The sequence below is a fragment of the Herbaspirillum sp. VT-16-41 genome (assembly GCF_001994935.1).
In the GTDB taxonomy this organism is placed as follows: Bacteria; Pseudomonadota; Gammaproteobacteria; order Burkholderiales; family Burkholderiaceae_D; genus Herbaspirillum; species Herbaspirillum frisingense.
Genome location: NZ_MUXB01000097.1, coordinates 1 through 15,910 on the forward strand (window position 1 = coordinate 1; position 15,910 = coordinate 15,910).

A 15,910-nucleotide genomic window follows, 5' to 3' on the forward strand; every position below is an offset into this window, starting at 1 on the left:
TAGTAGGAACTGGAATTCCAGGGTGATGCCGGTGGCCACGCCCATGGCGAAGTTGATGCCGAAGAGCTTGCCCCAGAAGCGGGTCATGTCCTTGTAGATCTGGTTGCCGGTCATGACATAGACCGACTCCATGATGACCAGGATCCAGGACAGGCCTAGCGTGAGGGGGACGAACAGGAAGTGATAGAGCGCCGTGACGGCAAACTGCAGCCGTGACAGCGAGACGACTTCATCGATGGGAACCATGTCTTACTCCGGTTTGGTAATTGTTTCAGATGCGTGTTGCATGTCAGCCGACGATGCCGATACGGAAGTTGGCGCGAGCATGCGTTGCTCCACGCTCTGAACCGGCATCTGCATATGCTTGGCCTCTGGATGGGCGAAGAAGGTCTTGGCCAGAACAGTAATGAGGGCCACTTTGACGATCAGAAGAATGGTGATTTCCGCGGCTAACGGCATGTTTGTCAGCCGTCTGGAAGTGCCCCCTGAACTACACTTCCGCCCCAAAGTTTGCTTCATCATCACCTCTATTTTTTATGTGGGTGTGTAGGAAAACCGATCTGAAATGACAGTATGGGTGCGCAATGATCAGAAAATAGACTTCATGATCAGGCCAGCAGAAACCACCATGCAAACTATCGAAAACGCCAGTTTCAGATGGGCGGGGTGCCAGCGTACTGCGAGCTTCCCGCCAAGCAACATACCAGCCATCGCTCCCGCAGAAAAAGGTAATCCAATACTCAGATCGAAGTGACCACTGACCATGCTGGTGCCGACGCTGACCAGTGAAATCAACGCGATCACCGCCAGCGACGTCGAGACGACAGACTGCATGGCCAGGTCGGTCACCCGCTGCAAGGACGGGACGATGACGAACCCGCCGCCCACGCCGAGCAGCCCCGAGAGCACACCCGCCACACCACCCGTGACGGCCAGGCGACTGGCACAGCGGGGTGTCCAGACGAAGCGCCCGCTCTGGTCGCGCAGGCAGGGGCAGTCATCTGGTACGGTAGCCGCGGCCGTCCTGCTGCGCCGGGCATCACGCATGCCCTTGATGGCCACCCACACCATGACCATGGCAAACAGCAGCGTCAGATAGCGGGTATCGAGCTGATGGGCCAGCCACGTTCCCAGCGGCGTGAGGACGATGCCGACGGCAGCGATCAGCGCGGCGGCGCGATAGCGTACGATGCCGGCCCGCAAACCGATCACCGCCCCCATCGCCGAAGCAATGCCGACGGCCAGCAAACCGATGGGCCCAGCCTGCGGCACGCTCAGATGCAGGCCGAACACCAGCAGCGGAATGGCCAGGATACCGCCACCGGCACCGGTGAGACCCATGATGCAGCCCACCAAGGCACCCAGTAACAGGCTCATGCTCATCTGTGCCTCCTCAACCGACCATCTCGGGTTGCGCCAGCCACTCGTGCCCCTTGAGCATGCCCTCCCAGTACAGCGGCGGCAGGATGCGCTCCTTGAGCAGCCAGGCCAGGCGCGATGGACGCGTGCCATCCAGCATCCATGCCGGGAAACTGGGTGCCAGCTTGCCGCCATAGTTGAATTCGGCCAGAACGATCTTGCCGCGTTCTACGGTCAAGGGGCAGGAGCCATAGCCGTTGTAGCGGGCCTGAACGGATTGCCGGCCCAGGTTGTGGAGCACATTGTGGGCGACCACCGGCGCCTGTTTGCGGGCCGCGGCGGCAGTCTTGGCGTTGGGCGAGTTGGCCGCATCGCCCAGCCCGAAGATGTTGGCAAAGCGCTTGTGCTGCAAGGTCGATTGATCAACATCGATCCACCCGGCCGGATCGGCCAGAGGGCTACTGCGGATGAAGTCCGGCGCCGTCTGCGGCGGCACCACGTGGATCATGTCAAAGGGGACTTCCACTTTCTGTGAGCTGCCGTCGGGGGAGTTGACCGCAAAGGTGGCGATCTTGCGTCCACCATCGATGGCGGTCAGGGTCTGTCCGAAGTTGAGGTCGATGCCATAGGCCTGCACGTATTCCATCAAGGCTGGCACGTATTCGGCCACGCCAAAGAGCACCGCACCAGCGGAGCGGAACTGCACATTCGATTTCTTGAGCACACCGGCGTGCCGCCATGCATCGCAAGAGAGATACATGGCCTTTTGCGGGGCACCGGCGCATTTGATGGGCATAGGCGGCTGGGTAAAGATGGCATCGCCCCCGTTGAAGCGCTCCACCAGCTCCCAGGTGTAGGGCGCCAGATCATAACGATAATTGGACGTCACGCCGTTGCGACCCAGGGTATCGGTGAGGCCTTCGATGCCGTCCCAGTTCAGTTTGAGGCCGGGACAGACCACCAGCTGCTCGTACTTGACCACACGGCAGCCTTCCAGCAGCACCGCATTGCGCTCAGGCTCGAAACCTGCCACGGCCGATTTGATCCAGCGTACGCCGCGCGGGATGAGCGATCCCATCACCCGGGCCGTCTGCGCGGGCTTGAATACACCGCCGCCCACCAGGGTCCAGCCAGGCTGGTAATAATGGACATCGGCCGGGTCGATGATGGCGATATCCAGTCCAGGCTGGCGCGCCAGCAGGCTGGACGCTACCGAGATACCTGCCGCGCCACCACCGACGATGACTACCTTGTGCGTCGAGTCGGCTACATCGAATGGGTTGGCATTGCTCTGGTTGATTCTGCGCACCAGCGCGCTCAGGTCGTAACCCGCCTGTTCGGCGCGGGTCAAAATCTCCCCCGTGGACATGCGACCGGCGCGCGAAAGCCCCCACAGCGTGGTACTGCGCATGCCACTGCGGCAATAGGCCAGCACGGGCTTGGGCAGATCTTCGAGCAGACGATCGAATTCGTCAGCCTGGGCATTGGCCACCTGACCAGGAATCACCGGCAGATAGCGCGCCTCGATGCCCGCAGTCTGAGCTTGTTGTTCCACCTCTCTGAAACTGGGTTGGTCGCCGGCTTCCCCGTCCGGACGATTGCAGATGATGGATTTGAAGCCGGCCGCAGCGATCTCTGTCATATCGGCAGGCATGATCTGGGCCGAGACGGACAAGTTGGCCGTCAGTTGCTTGATGTTCATGGAATGTCTCCTTGATTGATGTGCCCCTGGCGGCGACGCCCCGGCGTCCGCCAGCAAGGGGAGGGGGATCAGCGATCCCGGGTAGCGCAACTGCTGATGCCCAGCAGCGGATACAGCGGACAGAAGCGGAACAAGCCGGTTCCTATCGGGATCAGGCCCAGCCAGCCCCACCATCCCACGGTACCGGTCGCCGCAAGGATGACCAGGACGACGCCAACGACGATTCTCAAGATGCGGTCGATACCGCCTACATTGCATTTCATGATGACTCCTCAGGGTGGGTGATCAGACTGCGTCCAGCGGGATCTTCAGATAGCGCATGCCGTTGGCCTCGGCCGGTGGCAACTGACCCGCGCGCATGTTGACTTGCACCGACGGCAGCAGCAGTACCGGCATGGCCAGGGTGGCGTCACGGGCAGTGCGCATGGCCACGAATTCCTCCTCGCTGATGCCGTCACGGACGTGGATGTTATTGCTACGCTCCTCGGCCACGGTGGTGACGAACTGAAGCTGCCGGCCGTTGGGCTGGTAGTCGTGACACAGGTAGATACGGGTATGCGGCGGCAGGCTCAGGACCTTGTTGATCGAATGGAAGAGGGTGCGGGCGTTCCCGCCGGGGAAATCGCAGCGTGCGGTCCCGTAGTCGGGCATGAACAGGGTGTCGCCGACGAAGGCTGCGATCTGGTCACCTTCCTCCACGACATAGGTGATACAGGCAGGCGTATGGCCGGGGGTGTGCATGACACGCGCTTGCAGAGCGCCGATCTGGAAGCGTTCGCCATCGGCGAAGAGGTGATCGAACTGGCTGCCATCGTGGGCAAATTCACTGCCGGCATTGAAAAGCGCCCCAAATACGTTTTGCACCTGGCGGATGTGCTCACCGATGGCGATGCGTCCGCCCAGCTTGCGTTTGAGATAGGGGGCCGCAGACAGATGGTCGGCATGGGCATGGGTTTCCAGGATCCATTGCAGCGAGGCACCGAGCTCCTGCACACGCCGGATCAGGTGATCGGCGCTACTGGTAGAGGTACGGCCGGATTTGGGATCGTAGTCCAGCACGCTGTCCAGCAGTGCGCATTGCCGGGTTGTGCGGTCCAGTACCAGATAGCTCACAGTACTGGTGGCAGGGTCGAAATGACCTTCAATATGCAGGTTGTCCATGTTGTCGTCCTCTGTTGTCAGATATTTTCTTCATATCAAAACTTGTGCCAGATCACGAAACTTTCTCAAACAATTGATTTATAAGGAATATTTTCTTAAATCGCTTCGCCTGTAGATCGAATGACTGCCAGTGACACTGCCAAGTGGCAGTGTCATACTGCCACCTGGCAGCGTTGGTGCGCCGACCCAAATGAGGTGATGGGTCCAGCACGGACTGGTCGCCGACGTCCCTTTGCCAGAACCATCCAGAAGGCAGCATTTGCCTGAATTTGTCTTGAAGAAAGCGAGAGATTTCGTGGAGTCGCTACCCGATGTTTTGCAGTCGTTCCAGGTACAGGCCCTGATTTCCTATCTGGACCATGAGCCCACGCCGATGATCGTGATGAATACGGAGTACGAGATTCTGGCTGCCAATACCGCCTACAAGCGCCAGTTCGCCACAGCTGGCAGGGCGCCCATTGGCCACAAGTGTTATGCAATGTCACACCATTACCAGGTTCCCTGCGACCAGGCCGGAGAGCATTGCCCTTTGCAACGTGCGCTGGCCACCAAGGGCCCGGATCGAGTGCTGCACATTCATCACACACCGCGCGGACCAGAACATGTGGATGTTGAGCTGCGGCCCATCATCGACCACCAGCATCGCGTGGTGGGGTTCGTCGAGCGTCTGCAGACGGTGCGTCATGCCTCGGTACAGGCCAGTCGCCAGGGACTGGTTGGCAAGTCAGCAGCCTTCAATCGTGCCCTGGGCGAATTGCAGCGGGTGGCGATGTCGGATCTACCGGTCTTGTTGCTTGGAGAGTCAGGCAGTGGCAAGGAACTGTTTGCGCGCGCAGTGCATGAAGCCAGTCCCCGGGTGCATGGGCCGTTCGTGGTGGTGGACTGCTCGGGATTGACCGAGAGCCTGTTCGAGAGCGAGTTGTTCGGATACGAAAAGGGCGCCTTCACCGGCGCCCACGTCCGCAAGGCGGGCCTGGTTGAAACAGCCAAGGGGGGCACCTTGTTCCTGGACGAAATCGGCGACGTGCCACTGGCGATGCAGGTCAAGCTGTTGAGGTTGATTGAATCCGGCACTTTCCGGCGCGTTGGTGCGGTCGACACACAGCAGGCCGAATTTCGCCTCGTGGCAGCAACCCATAAGCCGCTGCAGGAAATGGTGGCCAAAGGCGATTTCCGTCAGGACCTTTACTACCGCATCAGTGCTTTCCCGCTCCATCTGCCGCCGTTACGCGAGAGGCGTGATGACATACCTTTGCTGGTCGAGTCATTGCTTCAGCGAGGGGCAGGGGGAGCAGGCAAGTCGCTACAAATCTCTGCTGACGCGATGACGCAGCTGATGCAACACGACTGGCCTGGAAATATCCGCGAACTTCGCAACGTGATCGAGCGAGCGCGCCTGTTTGCGGACGATGGAGTGATCAAGAAAGAGCATCTCGCACTGGATCGTTTCTACCCGCCGCGAGCGCCCGGATTGGACAAGCTTGCAAGTGAAGTGCGCGATCTTGTAGAGATAGCACGCGAATTCAACGGCAGCCGCAAGGAGCTGGCAGCAAGCTTGGGTATGAGCGAGCGTACGTTATACAGACGTATGAAAGAGGCAGGATCTTTTGAGCGTGATTAGGGCGGGACGGGGTTATTCTCATAACGCGAGAGAAACGGACTGTTGCCGCACATGATTTTTGCGCCGACGATTACGGGGGGCAGCCGAGATAAGGCAAATTTTCGCATATAAGCGAAAAAGTAATTTGTGAAGGCTGTTTTATTCCCACTTGTTATAAAGGGCCTCCGGAAGCGCCGGGAAAACCTGCGGGTTGGCTGGGATTTTGGAAATTTTCGCAGAAGCTATGATAAGAAATTGATTATTTCTCGATCAATTGTCTGTCTTCTTGCTAGCCAGCCGACATAACGAAAAATTTCGGATCTCAAGCGTAAAAGTAACTAATCGGCTCTAGGGATGCTGGGTACGGAGTCCCACTTGGGATTGGGTTTCAAAGGCATTGATCGTCGAATTACGACCCGAAGAGGACGTAAATCTTTCTTCGCAACGAAGCGTTTCCGCCGGAATGCGCGTGGTCCCGTCATGCGGAAAATTTCTCGTTCTTCTCGGATGCGCTCACGTAGTGGATTCATGGAATTATAGTTTTCTGATTTGTATCAGGCTTTTCCCTTGTTGGCGCTTAGCTTGCAGGATCAGCCCTTGTGCCTGGTCTCGCTGCCGACCAGCGCATGTGGTGATCTGTGGGCCATGCCGGAATAAAGCAGGAATTGACACATAATCCTACAAGCGATTAATGATGCCGTCTTTATTCTCCTGGCGGTATAAAGACGTCGCGGGTTCGGCCGTAATCGCCGGCTCGAAGCGCAGAAACCTCTTTCAGCTCCAAGATGGAATCTTGTCCTACCAGCCTGGTTGTCCCGTTGGACCTTTCAACTCGATATGACTTCGGAGTTTTCTTGATGCACTTGACCCCGCTCTCATACTCGATCTCATAGAGTCCAGTTGAGAAACGACGTCGTATAGTTTCCCGATTTGCATCGCACTCTCCTCTTATCTCGCCAAATTTGTAGCGTCATCCTTAGGATCCGCTCTTGCAAACGCCCCGCATTGCTCCGCCAATGGACATCGCCGACCGCCGGGCGAAGCCTCATAGTGTCGCGTCCCGCAGACGCCGCTATGGAAGGAAAGATCGGGTAATGGAGCAACGTGTCGAAAATAGAAGCGCCCTTCAAAAATGCCGCACGTCTGCCTCATCGGTTCTTGTCGGAGCTGGCCATACAGGTAATGAAAAACTTCGCCTATAAATTGGTTCACGCTGGTGGCGAGTGAATCCAATCGTTGGAATATGTCGGAAATCTCTAGTGATTTGCCATTTTGTGAAAGTCCAGCGTGAGAGTACGAAATAGTGTTGCCCTCCGCCGCTCGACACATGCCGGTATCGCTGTGCGTGAGCGCATCTCGCATGTGCAATAGCTGCCAGTACCAATGAGCATTTGCAAACGCATCCTCTAGCTCAGGAGCAAGTCCAGTTAATTTAGCGTCCCGAACTGCCTGAAACGTTTTGCGCGTCGAATCCGGAAATCGTCTGCAAGTCTTCGCGAAGAGGCAATGCACTACCTGGCGGGTGCAATCAACCGCGGAATAGAGCTCCTGAATTTCAGATTCGATTACCGCTGCCAATTTTCTCGAATGTTCGAATTCGGTATACCCATGTGTGTGCAAATGCTCGGCATCAAGGGTTACGCCACCGCGCAGATCTTCGGCTAATGATCGGAAGATCTCTGCCTTATCGAAGTGCGCGGAAATCCCTCTCAGTGCTTGACGCGCCTGGCGGCTTAGCTCGTGAGTTGATTCGTAAAAGTTACCGTAACGGGCGACCATTCCCCAACGTTCGGGCGCAAACAATCGCACATTGGCTACTTGGGGCGGTGAGGAAGCGCTAAATGTCATAGGCGGCCGAAATATACCTTACTGGTTGATGCGCACGTCGATCACGTCACGAGCCACGCAAACTTCATCCTTGATGATGTATGCCTCGACAAAATGGTCACCGTGAAAGTCTGTTCTCTCCCGCCGTTCCATGCGCCCTTCGTCGGGAAAAATCTGGCCACGAATACCTCTACGCTCAGCTTCTGTGCCAACGTTGCGCACTTTCCATAAAAGCTGGTAAGGCTTTGGAACAGTATTTTCCTCCACAAAAAACCGAAGCGATCGGCCGATAGGAAGCCACTGGAAGACAGCGGAAAGTCTGCGCAGGCGTTCACCCTTGACGCCGTTATCAATGACGTCGCTGTCAATGCTAAGGTCGTAGCGAACGTCCACCGGATAGAGATCTTCGATGAACTGCTCAGTGGTGTAGGCAGCGCTGTCTTGGGCATGTGCCTCCACTGCAATCCTGGTCGCATCGACCGCCGGGAATGTCCGACCGAATACTTCACGCCACAGTTTAATTTTCTTTTTTTCTTTGTCGCTCTCAAGCGCCTCCTGACACTTTACTGCCGCCTTTTTTGCCTTGCTCTGGAATTTCCCTTTGCTGTACACCCGTTGGCCGCTGCCGGGCGCGGCCCAGTAATCCTGATGATCCAGATTACCCAGATAAGAGAAAAGCGACACGAACATCCGGTCGTATGAACCATACGAAACCAGATTAAATTCGTCGGTCTGGCCGAAGAAGTTGTAGACGAGAGTATCGATCAAAATCCCACTCATATTGATGCCGTGAGTGTTCTTCCACGCACGGATCATTTTGCATGCATGTTTGAGATTTCGGTTCGTCTTGATATTCCGGTCATCGACAGCGGCAATTTCCTGGATGGGCTTGCAGGTTTTCCAAGTACCCTCACCATGGGTATCGCCGAAGTGATAGCACTGGCTATTGGCGTCCCAGAACGCCGGCAGCACCTCCACCACGAATTTTGAAAATTCGACCACGACTACCTGACCATCCCCTTTGATGTCGGTGCTCGGATATCGATTTTTCAGCGAATTTTTCACGGCCTGCAGCAGTTGAGATGGCCCGTTCGAGGAATAAGCCTTGTAGCGGTCATACATTGCCCAAGGCAGCTCGAACACCATATCTAGATCGCTTACGCCATTGATGGCGGTGCCTCGACCATAGGAACCTACTTGCCGGCGATGAGAGACGTCCGAGTCGACCTCCCAAAAATCTTTATTTAAGCGCTTGGTGATACTTGCGTAGGAGGTCGAGATTTCGCCCGCATTCTGGACGACCAAGTTGCCACGAAATTGCTGGAAAAGAGACGTGCTCATAATTTTTATCGTTATTTTATGACTTAGCAGAGGCGCGTCTTCAACGCCACCGCCCCCAGAACAACGACAACCGTGATGACTGTTATCTTCGCGCCAAATGGCACCTTGTCTTTGATGAACTTGAAATGGAGCTGCTCGTCCATCCAATCGATCTGTGACTGGCCGAAAAACTTGATGTGCGCGTACCAGTCACTCAAGAAGATATGCTTGCTCATGCCGTATTCCAGCGCAGCCTGCTGGATTTGCTCGTGCTGCAAAATGAAAGGAGCTAGATCGGCCCCCTCGGCCTGGGATTTGACCGTCTCGTAGAGCACTCTAAGCTCGTGAAAACTGGCGGTCAGTGCTTTTCCATTTTTGACGTATTGGTCTTTGGAATCGTTGTAGGTGTTGAACGTGATAGAAGCCACGCCAATGATCGTGAATGCTGCGGTGACGAACTTGTCTTCGAACTGAGGAACGAACAGCGACAAGATGCCCGCGGCAAGCGAGGCCAATCCAATCCACCCCGGCAGCTTTTCTACCATATCTAGAGTAGCAAAGTGCTTCTTGGCACCAAAGCCCACGTTGTACCCGGTGGTGGCGATTAGCTTGAGCAAAGAATCTCTATTCATCCTGAGCAAAAATTTTTAGTTGTCGTTCGCGGGGATTACAGGAGGTGTCAATGGGACGCGCGCTCAATGTCGGCTGATCACGCAATGATCAGTAACGTCCCCTGGCTGACGGTAAGCCCCCACGGCCCCCTTCCACCGATATTACCCGAAAAGCCACCCCAAACTTGCAGGAGTGTTACGCGTTTTGGTGCCCGAATTCGAACCCAAAGAACCAGATTTCCGCATCGCAACTTATTTCGATTCCTGCGCTAAATCAGCCTCCCATGTGCTGACAAAAATCATCGCCGGCTACAAAAGGATCAAGATTGGTCCGGCAGTGGCAGAGTTTTAGGAACGAGCCTCTCCAGCATTTCGCGGTGGTAGGGATCCGGCGAATCAACATAGCGAGAAGCCGAACTGACGTTCTTCCATCCCACGTATTCCATCAGCGCCCGCATCTCCCAACCATTGGCACTGGCCCAGCTAGCAAAGCCTCGGCGTAACGAGTGCGAGCTATAGAGGTGTACATCCGTGACTCCGGCAGCCTTTAAGATCCGACGGAGCAAGGGAATGATGCTCGCTGCATTGACGGCCCCGTTGCTGATCGTACCCCAGCGGTCAATCCCTCGAATGACGGCGCCCGATTTGAGCCTGCTGACAGCCAACCAATCAAGGTAGGCTGCAACCGGGCATAGCTTTGATAACGCCGGCGTTTTGTAGGTGGTGCCCTTGAGGCTTCGATCGGTCTTCGTGCGTGGTAGGTGGATGCTCATGCCCTCGCCGGGCACGGCCTCGATGCGATCGATTTCCAGCCTGGCCAGCTCGTCACTGCGAAAGCCGCGCCAGAATCCGATGAGCAGTAGCGCCTTGTCGCGGGTGTGGCGGAGCAGATCGCCGAAGCGCCCCTGGTGCCGTGCCCGCTCGCGCTGCTGTTCGAGCCAGGCACAGGTTTGCTCCAGCGCCTCAAGCTGCAGCGGCTTGGCCCGCTTTTCTTGCGCGGGATGCAGTTCCTGGATGCCTCGCAGCATCTTGCGCACCACGGGCACCTTGGTCGGGTCGGGGAAGCCTTGGTCGACGTGCCATTGGCCAAGGGCAGAGATGCGCTGCTTCAGGGTGTTATGCGCCAGTACGCCAGCATAGGCGGCCAGGTACCGCACAATGCTATCGGCGGTGGCCGGCAAGAAGCCTCCCCATTCAATCTCGAAATGGTTCACTGCGGCGCGGTAGCTTTTGCGGGTGTTGTCCCGGGTGGCAGCCCGCAAGTAGTCGTCAATCTGGATCATGGCGCTTGAATCTCAAAAAGGCGGCATTACAGGTGGATGGGGTCGAATGATGTCAATTTTAGCCCATCAGGAGACATAACGAGTCAATATTTAATCTGTAAATTGCACCAGAACACCTCGAAAAGCCCTTCTAATTTAGTATGTAAATACGTATTATGTAATCCATTATCAAAAACAAGGATCGCGATGGCACGCACCGGCTTATACAAATCTGAGGTCAAGAAGGCACGCGACACGCTGCTGGCCATGGGACGACGCCCCTCTGTGGATGCCGTTCGCATCGAGTTGGGTAATACCGGGTCGAAGACCACGATTCACAAGTATCTCAAGGAATTGGAGGAAGAAGACGGCGCAACGGGGGTGCCATCGCGTACGATCAGCGAGGCCTTGCAGGATCTCGTGGAACGGCTTGCCGCGCAGCTCCAGGCCGAAGCAGATGCGCAGGTACGCTCTGCCAAATTTGAAGCCGATTCCACCACAGGCCGCTTGCAGGCTGAATTGGAGACCTTGCGTATGACGGCGGCCGACTTGTCAACGCGATTGGCAAAGGCCGACGCTGCGCGACTACATGAGATCCAAGCTCACGAGCACACTCGTACTCAGTTCCAGGAGCAGACGGCCGCAAGCCGCGCGCTTGAGGTGCAAGTGCGCGCCCTTCAAGAGCGCCTTGTGGAAAACGAACAGCACCGCCACTCTTTGGAAGAAAAACACCAGCATGCCCGGGAGGCACTTGAGCACTACCGAACGGCAACCAAAGAACAGAGAGAACAGGATCTGCGGCGCCATGAGCAGCAAATTCAGACCTTACAGGCCGAGTTGCGCCAGCTCAGACAGGAGGCCATCGTCAAACAAGAGGAAGTGACCCGCGTTAACCAAGAAGGCGTGCGACTCGTAGCGGAGCTGTCGCATGCACAGCAAGCGCTCTATGAGCAACGCAGTGTCGCGGCGCGACTTCAGCAAAAGCTAGACACGCTACAAGAGGTGGCAAATCGAAATCAGATGCTGGAATCCCAGCTGGCTGATCGGAACGCTGTCAACGAGCAGCTGCAGGCGAGCTTGTCCCATGCGGAGCAAGAAAATGTGACGGCAGTCCAGCTGCTGCAAAAAGCAGAGATCGAACGTGCGGCACTACAGGCAAAGCTGGAGGCACATGAAAGCCTTAGTGCCGAATTGCGCGCTCATTTGAGAGACACCGGCCCGGGGCCTCGAAAAAATAGGCAATCAGAGTCTTAACGACCTTTTCAGGCTGACGCTTAGCCTCGTGCTCCGCGCAGGCGCAACGCGTTCGCGATCACAGATACGGAGCTCAAGCTCATCGCCAAGGCCGCCAACATCGGTGACAGAAGTTGCCCGGTAAAGGGATAAAGCGCGCCTGCAGCCAAGGGAATGCCCAAGGCGTTGTAGAGAAAAGCAAAGCCCAGATTCTGACGCATGTTGCGCACGGTTTCTACCGACAATCCTCTCGCACGTGCGATGGCGCGCAGGTCGCCCTTCACCAGGGTGACATGAGCGCTATTGATCGCCACGTCGGTGCCGGTCCCCATGGCAATCCCGACATTTGCCTTGGCCAGCGCCGGAGCATCGTTGATCCCATCACCCGCCATCCCGACGATCTTGCCTTCGGCCTGGAAACGTTCTACAAGCGCGAGCTTGTCTTGAGGCTTGACCTCCCCGTAGACCTCAGAGATGCCGAGCTTTCCGGCAACAGCTTTCGCCGTGGTTGTTCCATCACCGGTGGCCATGACCACCGTGAGCCCGGCTTCTTTTAGACTGGCCAACGCTTCCCGTGTAGTTTCCTTCACGGGATCAGAGACTGCTAGCAGCCCCAAAAGCACGCCATTTCTCGCTAGATACATCACGCTGGCACCTTCGGCACGCAAAGCTTCTGCTTCAGCCAGCAGCGGTGTCGAAGAGACGCCTTCAGATTCCATCAGCACGGTATTGCCCAGCGCCATCCGCTCGCCGTTGACCACGCCTCGAACACCTATTCCACTGGAAGATTCAAAGCTGCTGGGTGTCATCAAGGAAAGCTGGCGCCGGCGTGCCTCGGCCACGATAGCGTGCGCTAGTGGATGCTCACTTCCCTGGTCGAGGCTTGCCGCCAGCTGCAACACTTCCGTCTCTTGACTGCCCGGTGCGGCGACTATCCGATCGAATGCTGGCTTTCCTTCCGTCAGGGTGCCAGTCTTGTCGACGATGAGCGTATCGAGCTTTTTCATGCTTTCGATGGCCGCTGCGTCTCGGAACAGGATGCCTTGGGTTGCGGCACGGCCAGTGGCGGCCATGATGGACATGGGCGTAGCCAGTCCCAGCGCACACGGGCAAGCGATAATCAGAACCGCTACGGCATTGACAAAGCCATAGACCCAGCTCGGTTGTGGTCCAAGGAATCCCCAGCCTAGCAGCGTCAGTACGGCAATGCCGACCACGATCACGACAAAGTAACCGGCTACGACGTCCGCCAACCGCTGCATGGGGGCGCGCGAGCGTTGGGCTTGGGCGACCATCTGGACGATCTGCGAGAGCATGGTCTGCGACCCGACCTTCTCGGAGCGGATGATCAGGCTTCCGCTGGCATTGATCGTTGCTCCGATAACCTTGTCACCTGGCCGCTTGGTAACGGGGACCGGTTCGCCAGTCAACATCGACTCGTCAATGGCACTCTCTCCCTCAACGACAACCCCGTCAGTAGCGACTTTTTCGCCTGGTCGGACCCGTAGCAGCTCTCCAATGTGAACGTTACTCAAGGGGATATCTTCTTCCGTACCATCTGCAGCGATCCGTCTGGCTGTTTTAGGTGCCAAGCCGAGCAGCGATTTGATGGCGGCAGAGGTCTGCGAGCGCGCCCGTAGTTCCAGGATCTGTCCCAGCAGGGTCAGTGAGATGATGACGGCCGCGGCTTCGAAGTAGACACCGATCCGCCCGTGTTCCATGAAGGCCTTGGGGAATAGCTCGGGGAAGACGGTTGCGACCACACTATAGCCATAGGCCGCTACCACGCCCGTGCTGATCAGGGTCCACATATTGGGACTGCGGTGGACGATCGAGTCGACACCGCGGGTCAAGAACGGCCATCCGGCATACAGGACCACGGGCGTACCGAGCGCGAGCTCGATCCAGCTTTGACCGATCAGGCCATGTGGAAATATGCGGCCGCCGGCCATGGCCAGCACCGTCACGAGCACTGTCAAGGGTAACGTGAGCCAGAATCGCCTTTGGAAGTCCCGCAGCTCAGGGTTCTCCTCTTCTTGCTCCGACGGTAGCAGCGGCTCCAGGCTCATCCCACAGATGGGGCAATTTCCCGGCGATGGCTGCCTGACTTGCGGGTGCATGGGGCATGTATAGACAGTTCCGTCAGACGATACCGTGCTTGCCTCGGGCTTTGATGAATCTCCGACATATGCGGGTGGATTTGCACGAAACTTCCCCATGCACTTGTCACTGCAGAAGTAAAAGTCTCTCCCGCCGTGTTCAATCCTCCGGTAGGGATCGGGAGCCACCTTCATGTGGCAAACCGGATCAGTCTGGCTGTTTTCCGGGGGAGATCCCGCTTCAACGGCTGGAACTGATGCGACGTGATGATGGTGGTGGTGTTCATCCATAATTACTGCTCTCCCGTGTCAGGTATATCCAGCAGGTAACGTGAGGGGCAAATGAAGCGCGTCCTCACGTCGCCAGCGGCTTACTTCGACGTTGGCATTTCCATACAGTCCATCATCATCTGCATGGTCATCTGCATCATGTCCATTTGCTTCTGCATCATCGCAGGGGTTGGCGCCGATTTATGCTCCGCCCTGGTCGCCATCATGCCTTGCATCATGGCCATACTGTCTTTCATCGTCTTCATGTGATCCTTCATCAATTGGCGGCGTTCCTCAGGAGAAGCGGCGCTCATCATCTTTTGATGCTTCTCGCGCATGTCTTTTATCTGGCTATCCATCTGCACCATGGGTGCACCTCCCGCCGCAGATCTCGCGGGAGAAGCAGTTGCAGCCGCCTCGGGATGATGTCCTTCATGCTCTGCTGCGTTTTGAGCCAATGCGGCAACCGAAAATGTTGCCATCGCGAGCGTGCCGATCAGGTGGGTGAAGCGTTTCATGATTTCTCCTCGATTCATTAGGAGGCATGCAGATCAGCAGCCTCTATATGAAGTCTAGTGAGCATAGAAAGACTGCAAGTGATGCAAATCAAAGCTATGTGAAAACGCTCGGAAGCCTGCCCCGGACGAAATGTACCCTGGAGCACGGTAGCGACTAATTCCGTGAGAATTCCTTGCCGGCAAAGTCTACCGTGACCAACTTCCCGTCCATCTTTCCCATCCCGGGTGAGTTGACGGGCATACCTGGTACCGCGACACCTTTTGTCGATCGGGATGCGATGAGTTTGGCCACAGCTGGGGCCGGAACATGGCCTTCGATCACCTGGCCCGTCGCTTCTACAACGGCGGTATGGCAGGACTGAAGAGCTTCAGGTACGCCAAGACGCTTTTTGATCGCAGGCATCTCTTTGCTGTCCACCACATGGAGCCTATAGCCGGCCTGGTTCATGTGTTCTGCCCAAGCCGTGCAGCAGCCGCAGTCTGGGTCTTTGTACACGGTGATGGCTTCCCCGGCCGCGTGCGCAGCAACAGAAGTCAGCGCGAGTAGGCTCGCCAGGAAGAACTTTTTCATCTTTTTTTCCTTTTACGATAAGGGGCAACGATCCTCCAGCATGCAACTCTCTGTCCTCCTTGGGATTGAATTTATTCGGTCATTGGCCCCAAGGTACCGAGCCAGGCGACCAGCGCCAGAATCAGGAAAGCACAGCAGGTTTCGACGAAAAGGCTTCTGCGTAGAGCAGCAATCGCCGTGGCGTGTTCTCCCGAAACGTGGACCCGCTCCAACAACGGGCTCAAGCGGTAGCGATTTGCGGCCGCCAGAGCCAGCATCAAGCCGAACAGGCCGAGCTTGGCGATTAGTAGTTGCCCGTAAGGAGAAGAGAAAAGCCCTGTAATGGTGGGGCCCACAATCAGCCAGTAGTTCAGCGCACCGGTGATCACCAACGATCG

At 56.7% G+C, this 15,910-nt stretch carries 16 protein-coding genes; 2 read left to right on the plus strand and 14 right to left on the minus strand.

All coding sequences use genetic code 11. The annotated features are described in order from the left end of the window. The 6 genes from BTM36_RS08370 to BTM36_RS08395 all read right to left on the minus strand — a co-directional run. A partial coding sequence (locus tag BTM36_RS08370; RefSeq protein ID WP_174616825.1) for a cytochrome ubiquinol oxidase subunit I occupies positions 1 to 246 on the minus strand: 246 nt, incomplete at its 3' end. A gap of 3 nt (positions 247 to 249) precedes the next feature. Further along, positions 250 to 459: a cytochrome oxidase putative small subunit CydP gene (gene cydP / locus BTM36_RS08375; protein ID WP_229297116.1), complete on the minus strand. Its 210-nt coding sequence runs from the start codon at positions 457 to 459 to the stop codon at positions 250 to 252. Positions 460 to 588: 129 nt separating this feature from the next. Next, positions 589 to 1,383: a sulfite exporter TauE/SafE family protein gene (locus BTM36_RS08380; RefSeq protein ID WP_077235910.1), complete on the minus strand. Its 795-nt coding sequence runs from the start codon at positions 1,381 to 1,383 to the stop codon at positions 589 to 591. 10 nt (positions 1,384 to 1,393) lie between these two features. Beyond that, positions 1,394 to 3,061, minus strand: coding sequence for a bifunctional protein tyrosine phosphatase family protein/NAD(P)/FAD-dependent oxidoreductase (locus BTM36_RS08385; RefSeq protein WP_077235911.1), 1,668 nt, complete (start codon positions 3,059 to 3,061; stop codon positions 1,394 to 1,396). A gap of 68 nt (positions 3,062 to 3,129) precedes the next feature. After that, on the minus strand, positions 3,130 to 3,324 hold the full coding sequence (locus BTM36_RS08390) for a DUF2892 domain-containing protein (RefSeq protein WP_077235912.1): 195 nt from the start codon (positions 3,322 to 3,324) through the stop codon (positions 3,130 to 3,132). 22 nt (positions 3,325 to 3,346) lie between these two features. Further along, complete coding sequence (locus BTM36_RS08395) at positions 3,347 to 4,222, minus strand: MBL fold metallo-hydrolase (protein WP_077235913.1); 876 nt, start codon at positions 4,220 to 4,222, stop codon at positions 3,347 to 3,349. Between the two features lie 274 nt (positions 4,223 to 4,496). Here BTM36_RS08395 and BTM36_RS08400 point away from each other — a divergent pair, with 274 nt between their 5' ends. Next, complete coding sequence (locus BTM36_RS08400) at positions 4,497 to 5,843, plus strand: sigma-54-dependent Fis family transcriptional regulator (protein ID WP_077235914.1); 1,347 nt, start codon at positions 4,497 to 4,499, stop codon at positions 5,841 to 5,843. Between the two features lie 927 nt (positions 5,844 to 6,770). On the opposite strand, the gene BTM36_RS27715 is transcribed toward BTM36_RS08400, so the two are convergent. From BTM36_RS27715 to BTM36_RS08415, 4 genes are all read right to left on the minus strand, one after another. Further along, the gene (locus BTM36_RS27715; RefSeq protein ID WP_217349572.1) at positions 6,771 to 7,601 is read right to left on the minus strand and encodes a hypothetical protein; all 831 of its coding nucleotides are present in this window, start codon (positions 7,599 to 7,601) and stop codon (positions 6,771 to 6,773) included. A gap of 87 nt (positions 7,602 to 7,688) precedes the next feature. Continuing rightward, the gene (locus BTM36_RS08405; RefSeq protein ID WP_077235915.1) at positions 7,689 to 8,990 is read right to left on the minus strand and encodes a nucleotidyltransferase; all 1,302 of its coding nucleotides are present in this window, start codon (positions 8,988 to 8,990) and stop codon (positions 7,689 to 7,691) included. 23 nt (positions 8,991 to 9,013) lie between these two features. Beyond that, positions 9,014 to 9,601 (minus strand): SLATT domain-containing protein, encoded by a 588-nt coding sequence (locus BTM36_RS08410; protein WP_077235921.1) that lies wholly within the window; start codon positions 9,599 to 9,601, stop codon positions 9,014 to 9,016. A gap of 299 nt (positions 9,602 to 9,900) precedes the next feature. Then, positions 9,901 to 10,863, minus strand: a complete 963-nt coding sequence (locus tag BTM36_RS08415; RefSeq protein ID WP_077235916.1) for a site-specific integrase — start codon at positions 10,861 to 10,863, stop codon at positions 9,901 to 9,903. 186 nt (positions 10,864 to 11,049) lie between these two features. Between BTM36_RS08415 and BTM36_RS08420 the strand changes: the two genes are divergently transcribed. Then, positions 11,050 to 12,096 carry a DNA-binding protein gene (locus tag BTM36_RS08420; protein ID WP_240733900.1) on the plus strand — a complete coding sequence of 349 codons (1,047 nt, stop codon included), beginning with the start codon at positions 11,050 to 11,052 and terminating at the stop codon, positions 12,094 to 12,096. Between the two features lie 20 nt (positions 12,097 to 12,116). On the opposite strand, the gene BTM36_RS08425 is transcribed toward BTM36_RS08420, so the two are convergent. From BTM36_RS08425 to BTM36_RS08440, 4 genes are all read right to left on the minus strand, one after another. After that, a complete protein-coding gene (locus BTM36_RS08425; RefSeq protein WP_077235918.1) occupies positions 12,117 to 14,465 on the minus strand; it encodes a heavy metal translocating P-type ATPase in 2,349 nt (782 codons plus the stop codon). A gap of 80 nt (positions 14,466 to 14,545) precedes the next feature. Then, entirely contained in the window at positions 14,546 to 14,962 is a 417-nt protein-coding gene (locus tag BTM36_RS08430; RefSeq protein ID WP_077235919.1) for a hypothetical protein, read from the minus strand. Positions 14,963 to 15,116: 154 nt separating this feature from the next. After that, positions 15,117 to 15,533 (minus strand): DUF411 domain-containing protein, encoded by a 417-nt coding sequence (locus BTM36_RS08435; RefSeq protein WP_077235920.1) that lies wholly within the window; start codon positions 15,531 to 15,533, stop codon positions 15,117 to 15,119. A gap of 71 nt (positions 15,534 to 15,604) precedes the next feature. Continuing rightward, positions 15,605 to 15,910: CopD family protein (locus tag BTM36_RS08440; protein ID WP_139347109.1), on the minus strand; the 306-nt coding region annotated here is incomplete at its 5' end.